The 19,362-nt window shown below is 62.2% G+C and carries 15 protein-coding genes; 8 read left to right on the top strand and 7 right to left on the bottom strand.

Annotation, left to right across the window (positions count from 1 at the left end):
* The first annotated feature begins 91 nt into the window (after nucleotides 1-91).
* A complete protein-coding gene (locus AAIL66_RS05230; RefSeq protein ID WP_343496170.1) occupies nucleotides 92-703 on the top strand; it encodes a superoxide dismutase family protein in 612 nt (203 codons plus the stop codon).
* Nucleotides 704-846: 143 nt separating this feature from the next.
* Here AAIL66_RS05230 and AAIL66_RS05225 read toward each other — a convergent pair whose 3' ends face one another.
* Nucleotides 847-1,461, bottom strand: a complete 615-nt coding sequence (locus tag AAIL66_RS05225) for an NTP transferase domain-containing protein (protein WP_063661385.1) — start codon at nucleotides 1,459-1,461, stop codon at nucleotides 847-849.
* Nucleotides 1,462-1,495: 34 nt separating this feature from the next.
* On the opposite strand from AAIL66_RS05225, the gene pdxH reads away from it, so the two are divergent.
* Nucleotides 1,496-2,143: a pyridoxamine 5'-phosphate oxidase gene (pdxH, locus tag AAIL66_RS05220; RefSeq protein ID WP_034356018.1), complete on the top strand. Its 648-nt coding sequence runs from the start codon at nucleotides 1,496-1,498 to the stop codon at nucleotides 2,141-2,143.
* Between the two features lie 143 nt (nucleotides 2,144-2,286).
* Nucleotides 2,287-3,366, top strand: a complete 1,080-nt coding sequence (locus AAIL66_RS05215) for a tyrosine-type recombinase/integrase (RefSeq protein WP_343496169.1) — start codon at nucleotides 2,287-2,289, stop codon at nucleotides 3,364-3,366.
* Between the two features lie 62 nt (nucleotides 3,367-3,428).
* Here AAIL66_RS05215 and AAIL66_RS05210 read toward each other — a convergent pair whose 3' ends face one another.
* The 3 genes from AAIL66_RS05210 to msrA form a co-directional block, all read right to left on the bottom strand.
* Nucleotides 3,429-5,570, bottom strand: a complete 2,142-nt coding sequence (locus AAIL66_RS05210) for a TonB-dependent receptor (protein ID WP_343496168.1) — start codon at nucleotides 5,568-5,570, stop codon at nucleotides 3,429-3,431.
* Nucleotides 5,571-5,730: 160 nt separating this feature from the next.
* Entirely contained in the window at nucleotides 5,731-6,225 is a 495-nt protein-coding gene (locus tag AAIL66_RS05205) for a hypothetical protein (protein ID WP_241781335.1), read from the bottom strand.
* A gap of 99 nt (nucleotides 6,226-6,324) precedes the next feature.
* Entirely contained in the window at nucleotides 6,325-6,861 is a 537-nt protein-coding gene (gene msrA / locus AAIL66_RS05200; protein ID WP_034355948.1) for a peptide-methionine (S)-S-oxide reductase MsrA, read from the bottom strand.
* A gap of 187 nt (nucleotides 6,862-7,048) precedes the next feature.
* On the opposite strand from msrA, the gene AAIL66_RS05195 reads away from it, so the two are divergent.
* From AAIL66_RS05195 to AAIL66_RS05175, 5 genes are all read left to right on the top strand, one after another.
* On the top strand, nucleotides 7,049-8,299 hold the full coding sequence (locus AAIL66_RS05195; RefSeq protein ID WP_343496167.1) for an efflux RND transporter periplasmic adaptor subunit: 1,251 nt from the start codon (nucleotides 7,049-7,051) through the stop codon (nucleotides 8,297-8,299).
* Nucleotides 8,300-11,554 carry an efflux RND transporter permease subunit gene (locus AAIL66_RS05190; RefSeq protein ID WP_343496166.1) on the top strand — a complete coding sequence of 1,085 codons (3,255 nt, stop codon included), beginning with the start codon at nucleotides 8,300-8,302 and terminating at the stop codon, nucleotides 11,552-11,554.
* Nucleotides 11,555-11,576: 22 nt separating this feature from the next.
* Nucleotides 11,577-12,287 (top strand): protein-L-isoaspartate O-methyltransferase, encoded by a 711-nt coding sequence (locus AAIL66_RS05185; protein ID WP_004340917.1) that lies wholly within the window; start codon nucleotides 11,577-11,579, stop codon nucleotides 12,285-12,287.
* 117 nt (nucleotides 12,288-12,404) lie between these two features.
* Nucleotides 12,405-12,752, top strand: a complete 348-nt coding sequence (locus tag AAIL66_RS05180; protein WP_343496165.1) for a rhodanese-like domain-containing protein — start codon at nucleotides 12,405-12,407, stop codon at nucleotides 12,750-12,752.
* Between the two features lie 83 nt (nucleotides 12,753-12,835).
* Entirely contained in the window at nucleotides 12,836-14,302 is a 1,467-nt protein-coding gene (locus tag AAIL66_RS05175) for a TolC family outer membrane protein (protein WP_343496164.1), read from the top strand.
* 72 nt (nucleotides 14,303-14,374) lie between these two features.
* Here AAIL66_RS05175 and AAIL66_RS05170 read toward each other — a convergent pair whose 3' ends face one another.
* The 3 genes from AAIL66_RS05170 to AAIL66_RS05160 all read right to left on the bottom strand — a co-directional run bounded on the left by AAIL66_RS05170 (nucleotide 14,375) and on the right by AAIL66_RS05160 (nucleotide 19,222).
* Nucleotides 14,375-15,679, bottom strand: a complete 1,305-nt coding sequence (locus AAIL66_RS05170) for a 3-deoxy-D-manno-octulosonic acid transferase (RefSeq protein ID WP_343496163.1) — start codon at nucleotides 15,677-15,679, stop codon at nucleotides 14,375-14,377.
* Between the two features lie 18 nt (nucleotides 15,680-15,697).
* Nucleotides 15,698-17,086 (bottom strand): phosphomannomutase/phosphoglucomutase, encoded by a 1,389-nt coding sequence (locus tag AAIL66_RS05165; RefSeq protein ID WP_343496162.1) that lies wholly within the window; start codon nucleotides 17,084-17,086, stop codon nucleotides 15,698-15,700.
* A gap of 243 nt (nucleotides 17,087-17,329) precedes the next feature.
* A complete protein-coding gene (locus tag AAIL66_RS05160) occupies nucleotides 17,330-19,222 on the bottom strand; it encodes a propionate--CoA ligase (protein ID WP_039051064.1) in 1,893 nt (630 codons plus the stop codon).
* Nucleotides 19,223-19,362 lie beyond the last annotated feature (140 nt).

Genomic DNA, 19,362 nt, shown 5'->3' with positions numbered 1-19,362 from the left:
CATCGCTCTACTGTATTGGTCTGCAGAGCAAAGAAGCTTGAAATTCTGGCGATCCGGGGCACAATGGCCTTTTGATTTCGGAAAGACTGCCATGTTCCCCAACCGTGTTGCCGCCCTCTTTTCGCGCCCTGCCTGGGCAGGTTTGACGCTTGCAGCAAGCTTGGCCGTGACAGCCTGCTCCACGACCAGCAACACGGCCGCGCCCTCTTCTTCGGAGACGACTCCCGCAGCGACTCTCAGCAAAGGCGTTCAATCGATTGCACGTCTGGAAGCCACCAAGGGCAGCCAGGTAACGGGTACGGTACAGTTCTTCCCACAGCCTGACGGTAGCGTGCGAGTAAAAGGCCGCGTGGAAGGGCTTGCGCCGAATAGCGAGCACGGCTTTCATGTCCATGAAAAAGGTGACTGCTCCAGCGGCGACGGCTTGAGCGCCGGTGGCCACTTCAACCCTGGACAGCAGGCGCATGGCAAATTCGGCGACAGCAAGGCCCATCACATCGGTGACCTGCCCAGCCTTGACGCCGACACCCAGGGCGTGGCAACTATCGATTTTGTGAGCAAGGAGTTCAAATTGGACAGAGGCAGCAGCGGCATTCTGGGTCGATCGCTGATCGTGCACAACGATCCGGATGACTACACGACCCAGCCCACCGGCAATTCAGGCGCACGCCTGGCTTGTGCCGTGATTGAGCGCGGCGCCTAAGCCTGCCATCGCCTGAAAAATGAGTAGCGGGAGTGCATTTCAAGGACAAGGCCAGACAGCTGGAGCCGGGGCTTGTCTGATAGACGAACTCGGCAAATTCAAAGGCTACCGCGTCAGGCACTCCCTCAGGGGCTTCTAGACAATCAAGAATTGCGCGCCTGCCAGATCCTGCGCGCCTCTTCCAAGGCCTGCACGGTGTCCACATCAAGCACGCAGCCTATGTCATCGCAGTCCCAGCGCCTCAGACGCTGATTCTCCGCCGCGTTGCGCACGATGGAGGCTGCGCCCAGATCGCCACTGAGCTCAGCAAGTTCCTGCGCTGCTGCACGACTGAAAGCTACAGGATGGCCCTTCTGGCCCTGATAAAAAGGTTGGATCACACGCAGCTCGCGACTCTCCAGCTGTGCCAGCTGCAAAGCCAGTTGTTGCAGCGTGCTGGCTTGAATCAAGGGCAAATCTGCAGGCAGGACCAGCCAGCCATTGGCGCCGGCTGTGGCCTTGACGGCCGCCGCAATGCTGTCGCCCATGCCGGGATGCGGCCCGTATTCCAGATACCAGGGAAGGCCCGAGGCCTGCACTGCAGCCAGCGTGGTTTGCAGAACGGTTTGCAGGCCCAGCATGGCCTGGAGCTTGTGGCTGGATCCGCCCGATGCGAGAAAACGCTCTCCCCTGCCCGCAGCGAGAACCAGCACACAAGGCTGCTCCGAATCAATCACGGGAGCGGACAAAACTTCTTGATTCATATTGCTGTCGAGCATAACGTCGGCTTTGGCTGCGCGGCACAATGTGGACATGAGCAGCCTATCTTCATCCATTGCCGATCTGCGCAAAAGCTATGAACGCGCAGAGCTGAGCGAATCCGCTTCCAACCAGAATCCCCTGCAGCAGTTCGACCAATGGCTGCAGGAAGCCGTGAGAGCCCAAGTGCCTGAGCCCAATGCCATGACTGTGGCGACCGTGAGCGGCGACCTGCGACCCAGCACGCGTATTGTGCTGATCAAAGGTTACGACGAGCGTGGCATTGTCTGGTACACCAACTACGACAGCCGAAAGGGCCAGCAGCTGGCGGGCAATCCATTCGCTGCATTGCAATTTCACTGGGTAGAGCTGGAGCGCGTGGTGCGCATCGAAGGCCGTGTGGAAAAAGTCAGTGCCGAAGAAAGCGATGCCTACTTTGCCAGCCGCCCGCTTGACTCCAGAATTGGGGCCTGGGCCAGTCCGCAAAGCCAGGTCATCAGTGGCCGCGGCGTGCTGGTGGCCAATGCCGCCAAGTACAGCGCGCAGTTTTTGCTCAATCCTCCCCGGCCTCCCCACTGGGGCGGTTTCCGTTTGGTGCCCGAGCGGTGGGAATTCTGGCAAGGACGCAAGAGCCGGCTGCATGACCGCCTGAGCTACCGCCAGGAAGGTCAGCACTGGATTCGTGAACGACTGGCTCCCTGAGTTTTGATGGATCCCTCATTGAAATGGGAGGGCGCAGCGACAGAAAGCGCCCTCTTCGCTGATGACCTTTGGCTTGTGATTAAGTGAATGAATTTATGTCGGTGGTGATAAATACATCATGTAAGTTACATTAATATCATCAAATGCAAAATATAGACATTTCGGATCTGCAGCCTCCAGACCCATCCACTCTGCCAACAGGAAGCCAGCTGTTTCGCGACTGGCTAGAGCATGAGGGCAACAAGAGTTGGGATGCGCTGGATACTTCTCCTGACGGCAACTATGAAAAGGTCTGGCAGGCCTGGTTGATGCATTTGTCCGGGCAGGCACCGATCTCTGGCAAGGAGCGCCCTGCGCGCAGGCAACGTTCTTCAAAGCCCTGGCATCAGGCAACCGAGCTGGATGTGCAAAGCTTCTTGCAGATACGCGATGGCCAACGTGCGCACCACCACCCCGATCGCAAGATCAGCCCGGTCACCCGCCGCCGCTACTGGCGGCTGCTGGAGCGCATCTACGATCATGCGATGGAGCACGGCTGGATCAGCGCCAACCCAGCAACCGGTCTCGAGCCGGCTGAACGCCCTCCCTCCGAGGACGGCAAGGGCCATTGTCTGCCTCCCCTGCTCTGGCAGTCACTGCCAAGGCACTTTCCCAGCGCCGACGGCTATCAGGATGCACGCGATCGCGCCATTGTGTTGCTGCTCTACGAGTTGGCTCTGGCCCCTGAAGAGGTTCGCTGCCTGCTCTGGAAGAACCTGCTTTCAAGCGCCGATCAGGTCTGGCTTGGCAGCTCGGAGAGCATTGCGAACGGAGAGTCACCCCTGCCCCGCTACATGCAGATAGAAGGCAGTAGAAATGCTCAGCAACGGCTGCTTGAGCTGCCCGACTCCGTAGCTCAGGCCCTGCAAAGCTGGAGAAGATTCAGCGCCGCACAGCGCGGGCCGTCAGTGATTGACGGCAACCATATCGTTTTCTATTCGCGCCGTGGCGGCGAACTGTCGGTACGCATGCTGTTCCATGTGGCCTCGCAGATCATTCAGCGCGCCCATCAGGCCCAGCCCGAGGACAGCCAGAAATTTCCGCTGCAGCGCGTAGGGCCGCAGGTCTTGCGCAACACGGCCATCGTGCAATGGCTGCGCGCCGGCGTGCCCGAATCGGAAGTGATTGCCAGGATCGGCGTGGACAGCACACGTTCCCTGCGCCATCTGCAGCACTATCTATAGCCACGACATCCGGCCCAGGCCCAAACCTGGGCCGGATGCGGCTTAACTCAGCTGAAGCCGGATCAGAAATCCATTCTCAGACCGACCACCAGATTACGCCCCATCAACGGCGCTGCACTCTTGATGAACGAGGTTGCTGCGTAGGCCAGACGGTTGGTGAGGTTCTGGCCCTTGACATAGAACTGCCACTGGTTGCCGCCACTCTTCCAGAGGTAGCTCGCGCCCAGGTTCAGCATGCCGTAGCCAGGCGTCTGGGTTTCATACTGGGCCGTGCGGTTCTGGCGCAGCACCTGGGTCCATTCGGCCATGGTGTCCCAGCCGGCCAGACGCGCGTTCACACGCAAGCCGGCACGCAATGCCGGAATGCGTGGCAGCGCAGAGCCGTCTTCCAGACGTGCACGCACGCCGTCGCCAAACACGCTCAGGCTCAACTCGCGACTCAGGCGCTGGCTCAGCTGGGCCTCCCAGCCCGTAAAGCGCGCATTGCCCTGGGTGTATTGCAGCAGCTGCAACCCTTCGTGAGCATCCAGCGTGGCGCCGTAGATATAGCCCTTGATGCGGTAGTGATAGGCATTGAGCTTCCAGGTCGTATCACCGGCCGTCTTGGCCAGGCCCAGGTCCAGCGCCTGCGAGCGTTCGCGCGACAGATTGGGATTGCCGATCTCGTAGGTTGCCGTGGCCATGTGCAGGCCGTTGGCAAACAGCTCTTCGGCCGTGGGCATGCGGCTGCCGCTGGTGAACGAGGCCGATGCGCTATAGCCGGGCTGGAACTTCCAGACCGTGCCCAGCGACGCCGAAGTGGCGCTGTGGCTGCGACGCTCGTTGCTCAGCTCGGCCTCCACGCGTTGGCGGTCGTGGCGCAAGGCTCCCTGAAAGCTCCAATCCTGCCAGCGGTATTCCTCAAGCAGATAGAGGCTGTGGCGCTGGGTATCCGTGGGCTGCACATAGGCCTCTTCGCCCGTGGCGCTGAAGCGGCGCTTGAGGGTTTGCAGACCCAGCGTGCCACGCCAGCCGGCGATGGGTTCATGCTCCATCTCCAGGCGCAGGTCATGGGCCTTGTTTCTGAACTGAGTGGCCACGCTGCCATCCTCGATCTCGTCGTGGCGGTAATTGGTCAGGCCGCCGCGCAGACGCAGTGCGGCGATGCCGGCCGTGGGCTTGCGCCATTCGCCGCGCAGATCCCAGCGCTCGCTGGTCAGATCGACCACGGGCACGCTGCCGCCTTCCTCATGATCATGATCATGGTCGTGGTCATGCCCGTCATGGGAGCCGCAATGCAGATGATCGCCATGTGCGTGGCAGCCTTCGAAGCTGTGCTGATGGCCTGGCAAGCCGTACTTGGCCTGCTGCCGCGTGTAGGCCAGACCCAGATAGCCCTGATTACCTACCCACGACAGGCCCACGCTGCCCGTGTTGCCACGGCTGAAGCTGCCCGGAACCTTGCTCTGGCCCCAGCCGCTGCCCACGCGATAGTCTCCCGCGTTGCGGGCCACGCCTTCGGCATGCAGCACCAGCTGGCCGTTATCGTTCTTGAGCGGCGTGGCCGTGGTCAGGGAGAAGGCCCCGGCCGACATGCCTGCCGCCGTTCCAGCCTGCACCTCGGCCGAACCTTCCAGGCCCTTCTCGGGCACCCGGGTCGGAATCTTGCCGTCCAGCACATTCACCACGCCCCCCATGGCGCCGGGGCTGTAGAGCAAAGCTGAAGGGCCGCGCAGCACTTCGATCTGATTGGCCAGCAGCGGCTCGGTGGTCACCGCATGGTCGGGGCTGACCGTCGAGGCATCGAGCAACTCCGAGCCATCGCTGAGCACGGAGACCCGCGCACCATCCATGCCGCGAATCACCGGTCGGCTGGCTCCCGCACCGAAATGGCTTGCATTGATGCCCGGCTCGGCCGCCAGGGTCTCGCCCAGGGTCGCGGCACGGCGCAGGCGCAGTTCCTCTTCGCCAAGCACCTGAACGGGCGTGGCCATATCGCCGGCGGCCATGCCGGTCGCCGACACGGTCACCTCGGCCAGGCTGGACTCCTGCTTGGCCGCATCGGACTGCGCAAAGGCCAGGGGTGAGCAGGCCAGCAGGCCCAGGCCTGTGCCCAGAGCCAGCCCGCGCCCTGCTGGCTGCAGCGCCTCTATGGCGCGGGCCAGAGCCGACTTGGGGGAGCGGCGCAAGGAATGGGCGGAAGAATTCGAAAAACGTTGAGACATCTCAGTTCCACAAACAACCGTGCGCACGCAGACCATCAAAGAAAGTACGCACGGAAATTCAATAAAAACAGCCTGTAGCGCTTGTACATAAAGCGCTGAAAGCTATCAATTTTGAGGTTTCTGGCGCCAGCGAACAGACCATGCAAAGCACGGCCCGAGCTTAGGCCAGGGATCTAAGAAACTGCGGGGGCGCGCGCGCAGCCAGCGGCGCGGCAATGAAGATGGCTCTGGGTGCAGGAGCAAACGGCAGCGGAATGAAGCTGTCAGGAGCGGGCGCACTGAAGGCCTTAATGGCCACAGGCCCGGCATAGCCATGATTGACCTGATCCAGCAACTGACATTCGGCCGGGCCGTGACCCGCAAACAGCGCATGGACCCAGCCCTGATCCGGGGCGCAGCCGCTGTTGTCACTCTGGCAGTCGCCAGCCACAGCCGACGAGGTTGGCTGCACATGGCTGTGCGCCACATAGGACTTTGCCGGGACTGTATTGACCGCGTGAACCGCACGGTGCATCTGGCCAAGCGTCGGGCCCAGCACCATGGCCAGGGCCAGCAGGCCCATCAGCCAGCGCATCACCCAGATTTCACGCAGGCTGGCGCAACCGCCAGCGGATGCTGGACGGCTGTTTCTGCGCAGATGGGAGTGATGTGACACGTTCAGGAGCAAATGCGGTCTCGGGCGAAACGGCTGCAGCAAAGCTGCCGGGGGTTGCAAAGTGTATCTGCACTGCGGGTCGTGCGCAGCAAGCCAGGCTTAATCCTTGAGCCAGCGCGAGAACGCTTTCTGGAATTTCTGCACCTTGGGTCCCACCACAAAAGCGCAATAGCCCTGACCCGGGTGCTGCAGGAAATAGTCCTGGTGATAGTCTTCGGCGGGCCAGTAGTTGGTCAAGGGCTCGATCTGAGTGACCATGGGTGCATCAAACGCTTTTTCGCTCTGCATTTCCTCGACCAATGCCCGCGCCACAGTCGCCTGCTGCGCATCAGTGGTGAAGATTGCACTGCGGTATTGCGTACCCACATCATTGCCCTGACGGTTCAGTGTGGTCGGATCATGGGTGCCGAAGAAGATCAGCAGCACATCGCGCAAGCTGATGACCGCGGGGTCGAATTCAAGCTTCACCACCTCTGCATGACCGGTCTGGCCGGTACAGATATCGTCGTAGCTGGGATGGTCCAGGTGGCCATTGGCATAGCCGCTCTCCACATCGACTATTCCGCGTACACGGTCGAAGACGGCTTCGGTACACCAGAAGCAACCTCCGCCCAGATAAATGGTTTCCGCTGCCATCACCGGCTCCTTGGTTTTTAAGACGCGTCAAGCGTAGCTCAAATCAACTACCCATTTTCACCAATGACAGCGATTGCGGCGTCGCTATGCTGCAGGGCGCCCACTACACTTGCAATACAAGCCGTGCCTGGCGCACCTACCATGTGGCGCATAGAACAGAAAAACCTGCCTCAGAGGGATACACACCATGAAGCGTTCCGGCCGCTGGGCCTTGAGTTTGGCCCTGATCGGCTTGCTGGCCATCATAGGCTGGCGCGCAGTCGTCAATCTGCAGCATAAAAAGCCGGCTGTGGCCAATGGATCGGCACCGCTGGAGCTGCCCATACAACTGGCTGCCCAGGAGGTTCTGACGGCGCAACCCCTTCAACTTGCCTTGAGCGTTCCGCTCAACGGTGTGGTGCAGGCGGTGAACTCGGCCGTGGTCAAGGCCTATGTCGCGGGCGAACTGCGCGGCCTGACGGTGCGTGAAGGCGATAGCGTCAGCAAGGGCCAGCAGCTGGCTCGCGTTGATGCCACGGAGGCCGAGGCACGCTGGCGCCAAGCGAAGCAGCAGGCCGATGCCTCCAGAGCCCAATTGGTGATTGCCCAGCGCAACCAGGACAACAATGCGGCCCTGGTGCAAAAAGGCTTTATCTCCACCACCGCACTGCTGACCTCGCAGGCCAACCTGGATTCGGCCCGCGCCAATCTGGCCGCCGCCCAGGCCGCCGCCGATGCGGCCCGAAAGTCCGTCACCGACGCCGTCATCACCAGCCCCATGAGTGGGCAGATCGCCCAGCGCTTTGTCCAGAACGGCGAGCGCGTTGGTGTGGAAGCGCGCATCGTCGAAGTCGTCGATCCAGGCAAGCTGGAAATCATGGCCCAGCTCGCTCCCGCAGATTCGGTACAGGTTCAGGTCGGCCAGATGGCCGAGCTGCAAGTGCCCGGTGCCCCCCAGGACATGACGGCCATCAGCGCCAAGGTGGTGCGCATCAATCCCAGCGCCCAGACCGGCTCGCGCACTGTGGCGGCCTATCTGGCAGTGCAAAAGGACGAAGCCGCCAAGAACAATAGCAGTCAACGCATTCCACAGTTGCGCCCCGGTCTGTTCTTGCAGGGAAGCATACTGACCGGCAACGCCAGCCAACTAGCCGTGCCTCTGGCCGCCGTGCGCACCGATAAGCCCCTGCCCTATGTGCAAGTGCTGCAAGCCGGCAAGCCGACCGTGGCCGCAATCGCACCGGAGCGTGCACAGGAAATCTCCAGCCGCACAGAGCTTCGCGTGATCCACAAGACCGTGGAACTGGGACGCCAGTCCGCCCATGAAGGCGCAACCTGGGTGCAAATCCTCAAGGGCCTGAATGCGGGCGACCGGATACTGGCTGGCAGCACCGGCGGTCTGCGCGAAGGCACGCTGGTCGAAGAGTCGGCCGAGCCAGGCAGCAGCGGGAGCCGGTAAATGTGGTTCACGCGCATCAGCCTGAAAAACCCGGTGCTGGCCACCATGCTCATGCTGGCCTTTGTGGTGCTGGGCATTTTTTCCTACCAGCGGCTCAAGGTTGACCAGTTCCCGAACATCGAGTTTCCCGTGGTGGTGGTCACGGTCGAGTATCCGGGCGCCTCGCCCGAGATCGTCGAGAGCGAGGTCACCAAGAAGATAGAGGAAGCCGTCAACTCGGTCGCCGGCATCAATGCCCTCACCTCGCGCAGCTACGAAGGCACCAGCGTCGTCATCATCGAGTTCCAGCTGCATATAGACGGTCGCCGCGCTGCCGACGATGTACGCGAGAAGGTCGCCTCAGTGCGTCCCACTCTGCGTGACGAGGTCAAGGAGCCGCGCGTCATCCGCTTCGACCCGGCCAGCACGGCTGTCTGGTCGCTGGCCGTGCAGCCAGACCCCCATGCCCTGCACGGCGAGACCGCAGCCAATGGCCAGAGCGTGACGCCGCCCGACGCGATTGCGCTGACGAGCTGGGCCGACCAGGTGCTGAAAAAGCGGCTGGAGAACGTGCGCGGCGTGGGCGCCGTGAACATGGTGGGAGCCACCAAGCGCGAGATCAATGTCTATCTGGACCCGCAGGCGCTCGAGGCCTACTCCATCACTCCCGAGCAGGTTGCCCAGGCGGTGCGCGCCGAAAACCAGGATCTGCCTGTGGGCTCGATCCGCTCCAAGGCCCAGGAACGCGTGGTGCAGATCGATGCCCGCATTCAGCGCCCCGAGGAATTTGCCCGCATCATCGTGGCCTACCGCAACGGCGCCCCAATCCGCGTCGGCCAGTTGGCCCGCGTGCAGGACGATGCGCAGGAGCTGCAGACCCTGGCGCTGTACAACGGCAGCCGCACTCTGCTGATGTCCGTGCAAAAGGCCCAGGACGAGAACACCATCGAGGTAGTCGACGGCCTGAACGCGGCGATCAAGGCAATCGCCCCCGAGCTGCCACCCGGCGTGCGCCTGCAGGCGATTGCCGACAACTCGCGCGCCATCCGCGTGGGCGTGGACAACGTGCGCCAAACCCTGATCGAGGGAGCCTTGCTCACGGTACTCATCGTGTTTCTGTTCCTGAATTCCTGGCGCTCCACGGTGATCACGGGGCTGACGCTACCCATCGCACTGATTGGCACCTTTCTCTTCATGTACTGGTTTGGCTTTTCCATCAATATGGTCACGCTGATGGCGCTCTCGCTGTGCGTGGGTTTGCTGATCGACGATGCCATCGTGGTGCGCGAGAACATCGTGCGCCATGTGCAGATGGGCAAGAACGCCTATCAGGCAGCCATGGAAGGCACGCAGGAGATCGGGCTGGCCGTGCTCGCCACCACGCTTTCCATCGTCGCCGTATTTCTGCCCATAGGCTTTATGGGCGGCATCATCGGCAAGTTCTTCCATGAGTTCGGCATCACCATCGTGGCGGCCGTGCTGATCTCCATGTTCGTCAGCTTCACGCTGGACCCCATGCTCTCCAGCGTCTGGCATGACCCGGCAATCCACGCCCATGGCGAACATGGCAGCAAAAGCCTGTACGACCGCACGCTGGGTCGCGTGACGGCCTGGGTGGAGCGCATGAGCGATCGGCTCTCGGACGTCTATCAGAGCATACTGCGCTGGTCGCTGGCTCACAAGCTGCTCACCCTGGCGCTGGCATTCATTATTTTCATAGCAAGCATCGCTCTTGTACCCTTGCTTGGCACCGAATTTGTGCCCAAGGCGGACTTCTCGGAAACTTCGATCAGCTTCAACACCCCCGAAGGCTCCTCGATCGAAGCCACCGAAGCCAAGGCCAGGCAGGTGACGAACATATTGCGCGCCTTGCCCGAGGTGCGCTACACGCTGACCACCATCAACACCGGCAATGCCAACGGCAAGAACTACGCCAATATCTATGTGCGCCTGGTTGACCGCCACCAGCGCAGCCGCAATGTGGACGAGATTTCGGCCTATCTGCGCCCCAGGCTGCAGGCGGTTGCAGGCATCAAGCTCACCCATGTGGGCCTGCGCGAGGCCGTGGGCGGGCAAAAGCAGGTCGAGTTCTCGCTCATGGGCCCGGATCTGGACGAACTGGGCCGCCTGAGCCAGATCGTCCAGGAGCGCATAGCCGACATCCCGGGTCTGGTCGATCTGGACTCCAGCCTCAAGCCCAACAAGCCCATGGTCAATATCGAGGTCCATCGCGATGCCGCGGCCGATCTGGGCCTGTCGATAGGCAATATGGCTGGCGCACTGCGCACCTGGGTGGCCGGCCAGACCGTGGGCAACTGGCGGGCCAGCGACGACCAGACCTATGACGTGAACGTGCGGCTCCAGCCCGAGGCCCGCACCACGCCCCAGGACCTGGAGCGCCTGCCGTTTGCACTGGCGACCGGAGATGGCGGCATGCGTATCGTGCGCCTCAACCAAGTCGCCAGCGTGGTGGACAGCACCGGCCCCAGCCAGATCAACCGCCGCAACCTCAACCGCGAAGTCGCCATCAACGCCAATGTCTATCTGCGCAGCACGGGCGAGGTCACAGCCGATATTAAGCAGGCGCTGGCCACCATTCCCATGCCGCCCGGCTACAGCTACCAGTTCAGCGGCGCGGCCAAGAACATGGCCGAATCCTTCGGCTACGCGATTTCCGCGTTGATGCTGGCCATCATCTTCATCTACATGATTCTGGCCAGCCAGTTCAAGAGCTTTCTCCAGCCCCTGGCACTCATGACCTCGCTGCCCCTGACGCTGATCGGCGTTGTGCTGGCCCTGATGATGTTCGGCTCGGCCCTGTCCATGTTTTCCATCATCGGCGTGGTCATGCTCATGGGTCTGGTGACAAAGAACGCCATTCTTCTGGTGGACTTTGCCATCCGCGCCCGCGAGAGCCGCACCAACGAGGTCAGCGGCCAGACCGAGCCGGGCCTGCCGCGCAACGAAGCGCTGCTGCTGGCGGCCCGGGTGCGCCTGCGCCCGATTCTGATGACCACGCTGGCCATGATCTTCGGCATGGTGCCGCTGGCCTTTGCGGTCACCGAGGGCTCCGAGCAACGCGCCCCCATGGGTCAGGCAGTGATCGGTGGCGTCATCACTTCCTCGCTGCTGACCCTGGTCGTGGTGCCCGTGGTGTACTGCTATCTCGATGATTTTTCCAACTGGATGCGCCGTAAATGGTCTGGCGTGCCCTCAAAAAGCGATGAGCCGCCGCACGAAGCCTCCGAGGCTCGTAGAATCGATGGTTTGTCCTGATAAGTCTTTCCCCGGAGATACCATGGCCCTGCCAATGAATGCCCAAGTGGACCCGCGCGATGTGCACGCGCAGGCTCGTTTCAACATGATCGAACAGCAAATCCGTCCCTGGAATGTGCTGGACGAGTCCGTGCTGGAGCTGATGGGCAAGGTCCACCGTGAAGACTATGTGTCGCCCGAATACGCGAACATGGCCTATATGGACATTGAAGTCCCCCTGAAGGGCACGGCCGAAGAAGCTGCCGCCAAAGGCTGGCACATGCTGGCACCCAAGATCGAAGCGCGCATGCTTCAAGACGTGAAGATCAAGCCCACCGACCGCGTGCTCGAGATCGGCACCGGCTCCGGCTATATGGCAGCCCTGCTGGCCGCCCAGGCCAAGGAAGTCGTGACACTGGAGATCGACCCCGAACTGGCCGAGATGGCCCGTGAAAATCTGCTCAGCGCCGGCGTCAAGAATGTCGAAGTCAAGCTGGCCAACGGTGCCACCGCTTCCCTGGCTCAGGGCGCGTTTGACGTGATCGTGCTCAGCGGCTCGGTGGCTCAGGTTCCCGATGCCCTTTACGCCCAGCTCAACGAAGGCGGCCGCATTGCCGCCATCGTCGGTCACATGCCCGTGATGCGCTTCACACTGGTGACCAAGAACGGCAACAATTTCGAAGTCCAGCAACCCTGGGATACTGCTGCCACCCGCCTTGTGGGTTTTGAAGAGCCTTCGCGCTTCTCGTTCTAAACGCTTGTTGCGTTCGCCCTGCTTTCTGAGCTGCGACTAGGCAGTGCAGCGATCAGGGCCTGTCTTTCAGTGTCAGGGTTGGCCCGCAGATTCGTCGGCCAGCCGCCAGGAGTTTTTATGTTGACCCAGGTCTTGCCCGCCCAATTCCAGCAATGGCTGACTTCTCATGCCGCGAATGGCGTCAGGCCCGTGGTACTGGATGTGCGCGAACCCTGGGAAGTCACCCTAGCCAGCATTCAGCCCGGCGAGGGCTTCGAGCTGCGCTGCATTCCCATGCACGATATTCCCGGTCGCCTGCAGGAGCTGGACCCCGACCACCCCGTCGCCTGCCTGTGCCACCATGGCGCCCGCAGCATGAGCGTGGCTGCGTTTCTGCTCAACAACGGCTTTGAGGACGTCAGCAACATCACCGGCGGCATTGACGCCTGGTCGCTCAGCGCCGATCCGGGCGTGCCCCGTTATTGAAAGATTGCCGGGCCTATTGCTCGGCCAATCCAGAGCTTTGTTGAGTTTTCCGTTGTGATCGAGACCGCCCAACCCTGACATCTATGACCAAGCTGCCCAGGCCTCTGCAAGCCCCCTCCGCACACGCGCTGCGTGCCATTTCCTTGGGAGTTTTGCTGGCATGGGCCGGCGCTCAGACACAGGCCCAGACCTTGTCGGAGCTGGTGGCTCAGGCCCGCGGCTATGACGCTTCATGGCAGGCCCAGCAAGCCGATGCGAGAGCTGCGGCCAGCCGCGCCGATCAGGCCCTGTCCGGGCTGCTACCCAATGTGGGTCTGTCGGCGGGTGCCAACCGCACCCATGTGGACATTCACACCTCGGTGCCCGTGCCCGGCATGACCAGCAGCTTCAATAGCACGCAGCAGAACGTGCAGCTCAGCGCCCAGCAGCCGCTGTACCGTCCTGCCAACAAGATTGCCTACGAGCAGGGGCAGCGCGGCGTGGATGTGGCCCAGGCTCAGCTGGATGCGGCTGCACAGAACCTGATCGTGCGTGTGTCCCAGGCTTATTTCGATGTGCTGGCGGCCCAGGACAGCGTGCAGGTGGCCCAGTCGCAAAAGCAGGCCATCAGCACCCAGCTCGAGATGGCCAAGCGCAATTTCGAAGTTGGCACAGCCACCATCACCGATTCACGCGAAGCCCAGTCACGCTTCGATCTGGTCACGGCCCAGGAAATCGCTGCGCAAAATGACCTGCAGGTCAAGCGCGTAGCCCTGGATCAGCTCGTGGGCCGCGTCGGCATTCAGCCTACGCCGTTGGCCGCGCCGCTGACCCTGCCCAAGGTGACGCCCGACAATATGCAAGACTGGGTGGACAAGGCTTTGGCCGCCCAGCCCCAGTTGCGCCAGGCCCAGCTGGCCCTGGACATCGCCAGGCTCGACACGCAGAAGGCCGAAGCCGGCCACAAGCCTACCGTGGACCTGCAGGCGGGTTATGTGGTCAACCGTTATCCCAACGGCTCCATGACTCCATCCATTCCCCTGAGCTATCGCACCAACGCTGCCCAGATCGGCGTGGTCATGAACATGCCGCTGTTTGCGGGCTTTGCCGTGCAGAACCGCATCCGGGAAACCGTGGCGCTGGAGGAAAAAGCCCGCGCCCAGCTCGACGACGCTCGCCGCAACGTGGAGCAGGCTACACGCACCGCCTTCCTCGGCGTGCAGTCAGGCCAGGCTCAGGTCAAGGCGCTGGAAGCGGCCCTCGCCTCCAGCCAGAGTGCGCTGGAGGCCAACAAAATGGGTTATGAGGTGGGCGTGCGCATCAATATCGATGTGCTCAATGCCCAGAGTCAGGTCTACCAGACCGAGCGCGATCTGGCCAATGCGCGCTACCAGGTGCTGCTAGGCCAGCTCAAGCTGCGCCAGTCCGCAGGCGTGCTCAGTGACGATGATCTGCGTATGATCGACGCACTGACACGCACGCCCGACATAGCCCCTGCTGCCACAGCCAGGCCAGCCGTCACAAGCAGCATGGCTGCCGCAAAGCCCGCAGCAAGAACGCCTAAGCGTTAAGACCGCTCGAGAAGCAGGCTTTCAGGGTTTAATGTCATATCGACCTCAAACCCTTACCCACAACGCTCCTGATCAAGGAGCATTCATCAACGCTTGAATCGCCTCGGCCGTGGCCGCGGCCGCGCCGCGATTGCCCTGCACCATCTGGCGGCAGCTTTGTACGGCAGCCTGCAGACGATCCGGCTTGGCCACCAGGTCCAAGGCCTGACACAAGCCCGCTCCCATATTTTCCACACCCAGGGCTGCTCCGGCATGCAGCGCCTGCTCGGACGCCTGGCTGAAATTGAAGGTATGCGGCCCCAGTATCACCGGGCAATCACAGGCCAGCGCCTCGATCAGGTTCTGCCCGCCCAGCGGCGCAAAGCTTCCCCCCATCAGGGCCGCCGCTGCCAAGCCGTAATACAGGGACATCTCGCCCAGCGAGTCTCCAAGCCAGATCGCGCCGGACTGCACGGGAGGCCTCTGCCCCCACTGGCTGCGCCGCGAAACAGCAAAGCCCGCCTTGCCCAGCAAGCTCGCCACCTCGTCAAAGCGCTGAGGGTGACGCGGAACGACCAGCCATTGCACCGCCGCTGCAGCATCGCCCAGGGCCTTGAGCGCATCGATGAACATCGCTTCCTCGCCCTCGCGGCTGCTGGCAAACAGCAGTACGGGGCGTGCCAGTTCTGCGCGCCATTGGCCTGCCCGGGCGATCTGGGCAGTATCGGGCTGCACATCGAATTTGAGATTGCCCAGCACCGCATCCACGCTGGCTCCTACATTGCGCAGGCGCTTGGCATCGGTCTCGGTCTGCGCCCAGACGGCAGCCAGTGCGGCGTACGCTGGGCGAGACAGAGGCCTGACTCTCAAGGCACCGGCTTCGGATTTCTCGTTCAGACGTGCATTGGCCAGGGCCAGAGGAATGCCTGTGTTGGCACAGGCCGCAATCAGATTGGGCCAGATCTCGGTTTCCATCAGCACGCCCACGGCAGGCTGAAACTGCGCGACAAAACGCCTGGTGGCGCCCAGGGAGTCCCAGGGCAGCCAGACCTGCACATCGCCCGGGTGCAACAGCTTTGCCCCCTCCTCTCGCCCGGTCGCAGTGCTGTGCGTCAACAGCAGACGCATGGCCGGCATGCGCTCGCGCAAGGCCTTGATCAGAATGGCGGCAGCCCGGGTCTCGCCCAGCGACACCGAATGAATCCACACCCAACGGCCGCGTCCGTCGCGCCCCAGATCTGCAGGCTGATAATGGCCAAAGCGCTCCGGCACGGCCACGCCGTAGCCCGGCTCGGCGAGCGCTCTGCGTCGCAGCTTGCGCCGCAGCAGAGGCTGCACCGCCCAGGCCAGTGCGCTGAACAGCGCGCGGGCAAAGCTCATGGGAGCCGATCTGGCCATGCTTGAGCGCTGCTGCTATCAGTGCGCAGAAGCGCCCACCTGGGCGTCGGGCTTGACGCGCTTGAGCAAGGCCAGCATCTGCGCTTCTATGCGCTGCAAGGCTTGCTGTGTATGGCCTTCAAAGCGCAGCACCAGCACCGGCGTGGTGTTGCTGGCGCGGATCAGGCCGAAGCCGTCGGCCCAGTCCACGCGCAGGCCGTCAATGGTGCTGACCCGGGCAGGTTCGGCAAACTCCGTGGCAGCGAGCGCCTGCAGCTCGGCCGCCAGACGATGGGGCTCGCCTTCGGCACAGGCCACATTGAGTTCGGGCGTGGAGAAGCTGGTGGGCAATGCGTTGAGCACTGCGCTGGAGTCGGTTTCGCGGCTGACGATTTCGAGCAGACGGCAGCCGGCATAGGTGCCATCGTCAAAGCCGTACCAGCGCTCCTTGAAGAAGATATGGCCGCTCATCTCGCCGCCCAGCGGCGCGCCCAGCTCCTTCATGCGAGCCTTGACCAGCGAATGGCCGGTCTTGTACATCACGGCCTTGCCGCCTGCAGCCTCGATCTCGGGGGCCAGACGCTGGGTGCACTTGACGTCGAACACGATGGAGCCGCCGGGCACACGCGAAAGCACATCCTTGGCGAACAGCATCATCTGACGGTCGGGGAAGATGTTCTGGCCGTCCTTGGTCACAATGCCCAGGCGGTCGCCGTCACCGTCAAAGGCCAGACCCAGCTCGGCATCGCTTGTCTGCAGGGCCTGGATCACATCGCGCAGGTTCTCTGGCTTGCTTGGGTCGGGATGATGATTGGGGAAGTTGCCGTCGACTTCAGAGAACAGCTCGATCACCTCGCAGCCCAGCTGGCGGAAGATGGCGGGCGCCGACGCACCGGCCACGCCGTTGCCGCAGTCCACCACAATCTTCATGGGCCGCGCCAGCTTCACGTCGCCCACGATGCGGGCGGTGTAATCGGCCAGCACATCGGCACGGCTGATCTGTCCGGCACCGGTAATCGTCCAGTCCTCGGCTTCCATGCGCACGCGCAAGGCCTGGATTTCCTCGCCATAAATGGCGCGGCCTGCCAGCACCATCTTAAAGCCGTTGTAATCCTTGGGATTGTGGCTGCCCGTCACCTGAATGCCGCTGGTGCACAAGGTCGCGGCCGCAAAGTACAGCATGGGCGTGGTGGCCAGGCCGATGTCGATCACATTCACGCCCACATCGGTCAGGCCCTGCATCAATGCCTCCGACAGCGCGGGACCCGAAAGACGTCCATCACGGCCCACCGCTACGGTTTTTTCGCCGGCTACCAGCGCTGCCATACCGAATGCGCGGCCTATGCCACGGGCGACTTCTTCAGTCAGTGTCGACGGCACGATGCCGCGAATGTCATAGGCCTTGAAGATGGAGGATGCAATTTGCACAACAGCTCTTTCTCGAAGTTTTTCAATTCCATAGCGCCAGGCAGCGGACTGCGCGCGCGAACGGGCGATTTTAGGCTGCAAACAGCAAGGCCTGCGCCTTGATGATCGCAGGCCTTGTATTCAAATGTCCCCTGAGTCGCTTCGAGTCTTCCCTGAGGGGACGACGGACTTTGCTGCGGGGCGGCCCTTGCCTGGACTGTGGTGATTTGGAGAGCCATCACCACAGGCTCCGGCTTGCTGAAGTTACAAGCGTTGCTGGACCTGAGCCAGGGCCGCAGGATCTTCCATGGTGCTCAGATCACCAGGGTCACGACCTTCGGCCACGGCCTGCAGGGCCCGGCGCAGCAGCTTGCCGCTGCGCGTCTTGGGCAGAGCCGTGACGAAAATCACGCGAGACGGACGCGCAACCGCACCCAGACGCGAGTCGACCAGCTTCATCACATCGGCCTCCAGGGCCTTGCTGGACACCTCATCTGCCACCAAGGCCGCATCGCGCACCACGGCAAAGGCCAGCGCAGCCTGGCCCTTGAGATTGTCGGCAACGCCAACCACGGCCACTTCGGCAATCTGGGCATGGGCAGAGATGCTCTCCTCGATCTCGCGCGTGCCCAGGCGATGGCCCGCCACATTGATCACATCGTCGGTACGGCCGAGGATGAAGTAGTAGCCGTCCTCGTCGCGAATGCCCCAGTCGAAGGTGCTGTAGATCAGCCGACCCGGAATGCTCTTCCAGTAAGTGTTGACAAAGCGGTTGTCGTCACGCCAGACCGTCTGCATGCAACCGGGCGGCAGCGGACCTTCAATCGCCAGCACGCCCTTCTGATTCGCCTGGGTCAGCTCCTCGCCGCTGGCGTCATCGATGAGCTTGACGTTGTAGCCATAGACAGCCCGGCCCGGACTGCCAAAACGCGTGGCCTGCTTTTGCACGCCGTTGCACAGCGTCATGATGGGCCAGCCGGTCTCGGTCTGCCAGTAGTTGTCGATGATGGGCTTGTTGATGGCCTGGCTGATCCAGGTCGCCGTGGGCTCGTCAAGCGGCTCGCCGGCCAGCCACAGGGCCTTGAGGCTTGAGATGTCGTAGCGCTTGAGGTAATCAGCATCATGCTTTTTGAGCACGCGAATCGCCGTCGGCGCCGAGAACATGTGCGTGACCTTGTATTTTTCGACAATGCTCCACCAGATGCCCGCATCTGGGTTGACCGGCAGGCCTTCGTACATCACCGTGGCCATGCCCGCAATCAACGGCGCATAGATGATGTAGCTATGACCCACGACCCAGCCGATGTCGCTGGTGCAAAAGAAGGTCTGTCCGGCCTGGGCATCGAAGATATGCGGCATGCTGGCCGCCAGCGCCACGGTATAGCCGCCCGTATCGCGCTGCACGCCCTTGGGCTTGCCTGTGGTGCCGCTGGTATAGAGGGTGTAGCTGGGATGGGTTGACTCCACCCAGACGCAATCCACCTGTGCATTCATGTGCCGGGCGCGCAAGGCCGACCAGTCATGGTCGCGACCTGCCTTCATGGGCATTTCAGCCAGCCCGCGGTTGACCATCAGCACGGCAGCGGGCTGGTGGCTGGATTGCCTGAGCGCTTCATCCAGCAAAGGCTTGTAAGCCACGACACGGCCGCCACGCGAGCCCGCATCGGCGCTGATGATGACCTTGGGTTCGGCATCATCGATGCGCGACGCCAGTGCGCCAGAGGCAAAGCCACCGAACACCACGGAGTGAATGGCGCCCAGACGCACGCAGGCCAGCATGGCAAAGCAGGCCTCGGCAACCATGGGCATATAGATCTGCACGCGGTCGCCTTTTTGCACACCCAGCGACTGCAACACGGCGGCCATGCGATTGACCTCCGCATGCAGCTCGCGATAGCTATAGACCTTCTCGGTCTGGGTTTCGGTGGAAATGGCGATCAACGCGTTCTGATCGCCGCGCTCTGCCAGATGGCGGTCAATGGCGTTATGGCAAAGATTGGTGGTGCCGCCCACAAACCATTTGGCGAATGGCGGGTTGCTGTAGTCACAAATCTGCTGCGGCTTCTGCTGCCAATCGATCAGGCCGGCCTGCTCCGCCCAGAAGCCGTCGCGGTCATGAATGGAACGCTGATAAAAATCTTCGAAACGCGTGGTCATGAATATGTCTCCTTGACTCTCCGTCTTTTGCAGAGAGTTTTCTGAATTCATAATTATTCATAACGCGCTTGCCAAAAACTGACAGCACTTGACTATCGCATCAACGCCGCATCAGAGCACCGGCCCAAGCACGTTCAGTT

Source organism: Comamonas sp. F1-6, assembly GCF_039581415.1.
In the GTDB taxonomy this organism is placed as follows: domain Bacteria; phylum Pseudomonadota; class Gammaproteobacteria; order Burkholderiales; family Burkholderiaceae_C; genus Comamonas; species Comamonas thiooxydans.
The sequence above is the reverse complement of the archived record's forward strand: the minus strand, read 5'-3'. Positions and strand labels throughout refer to the sequence as shown.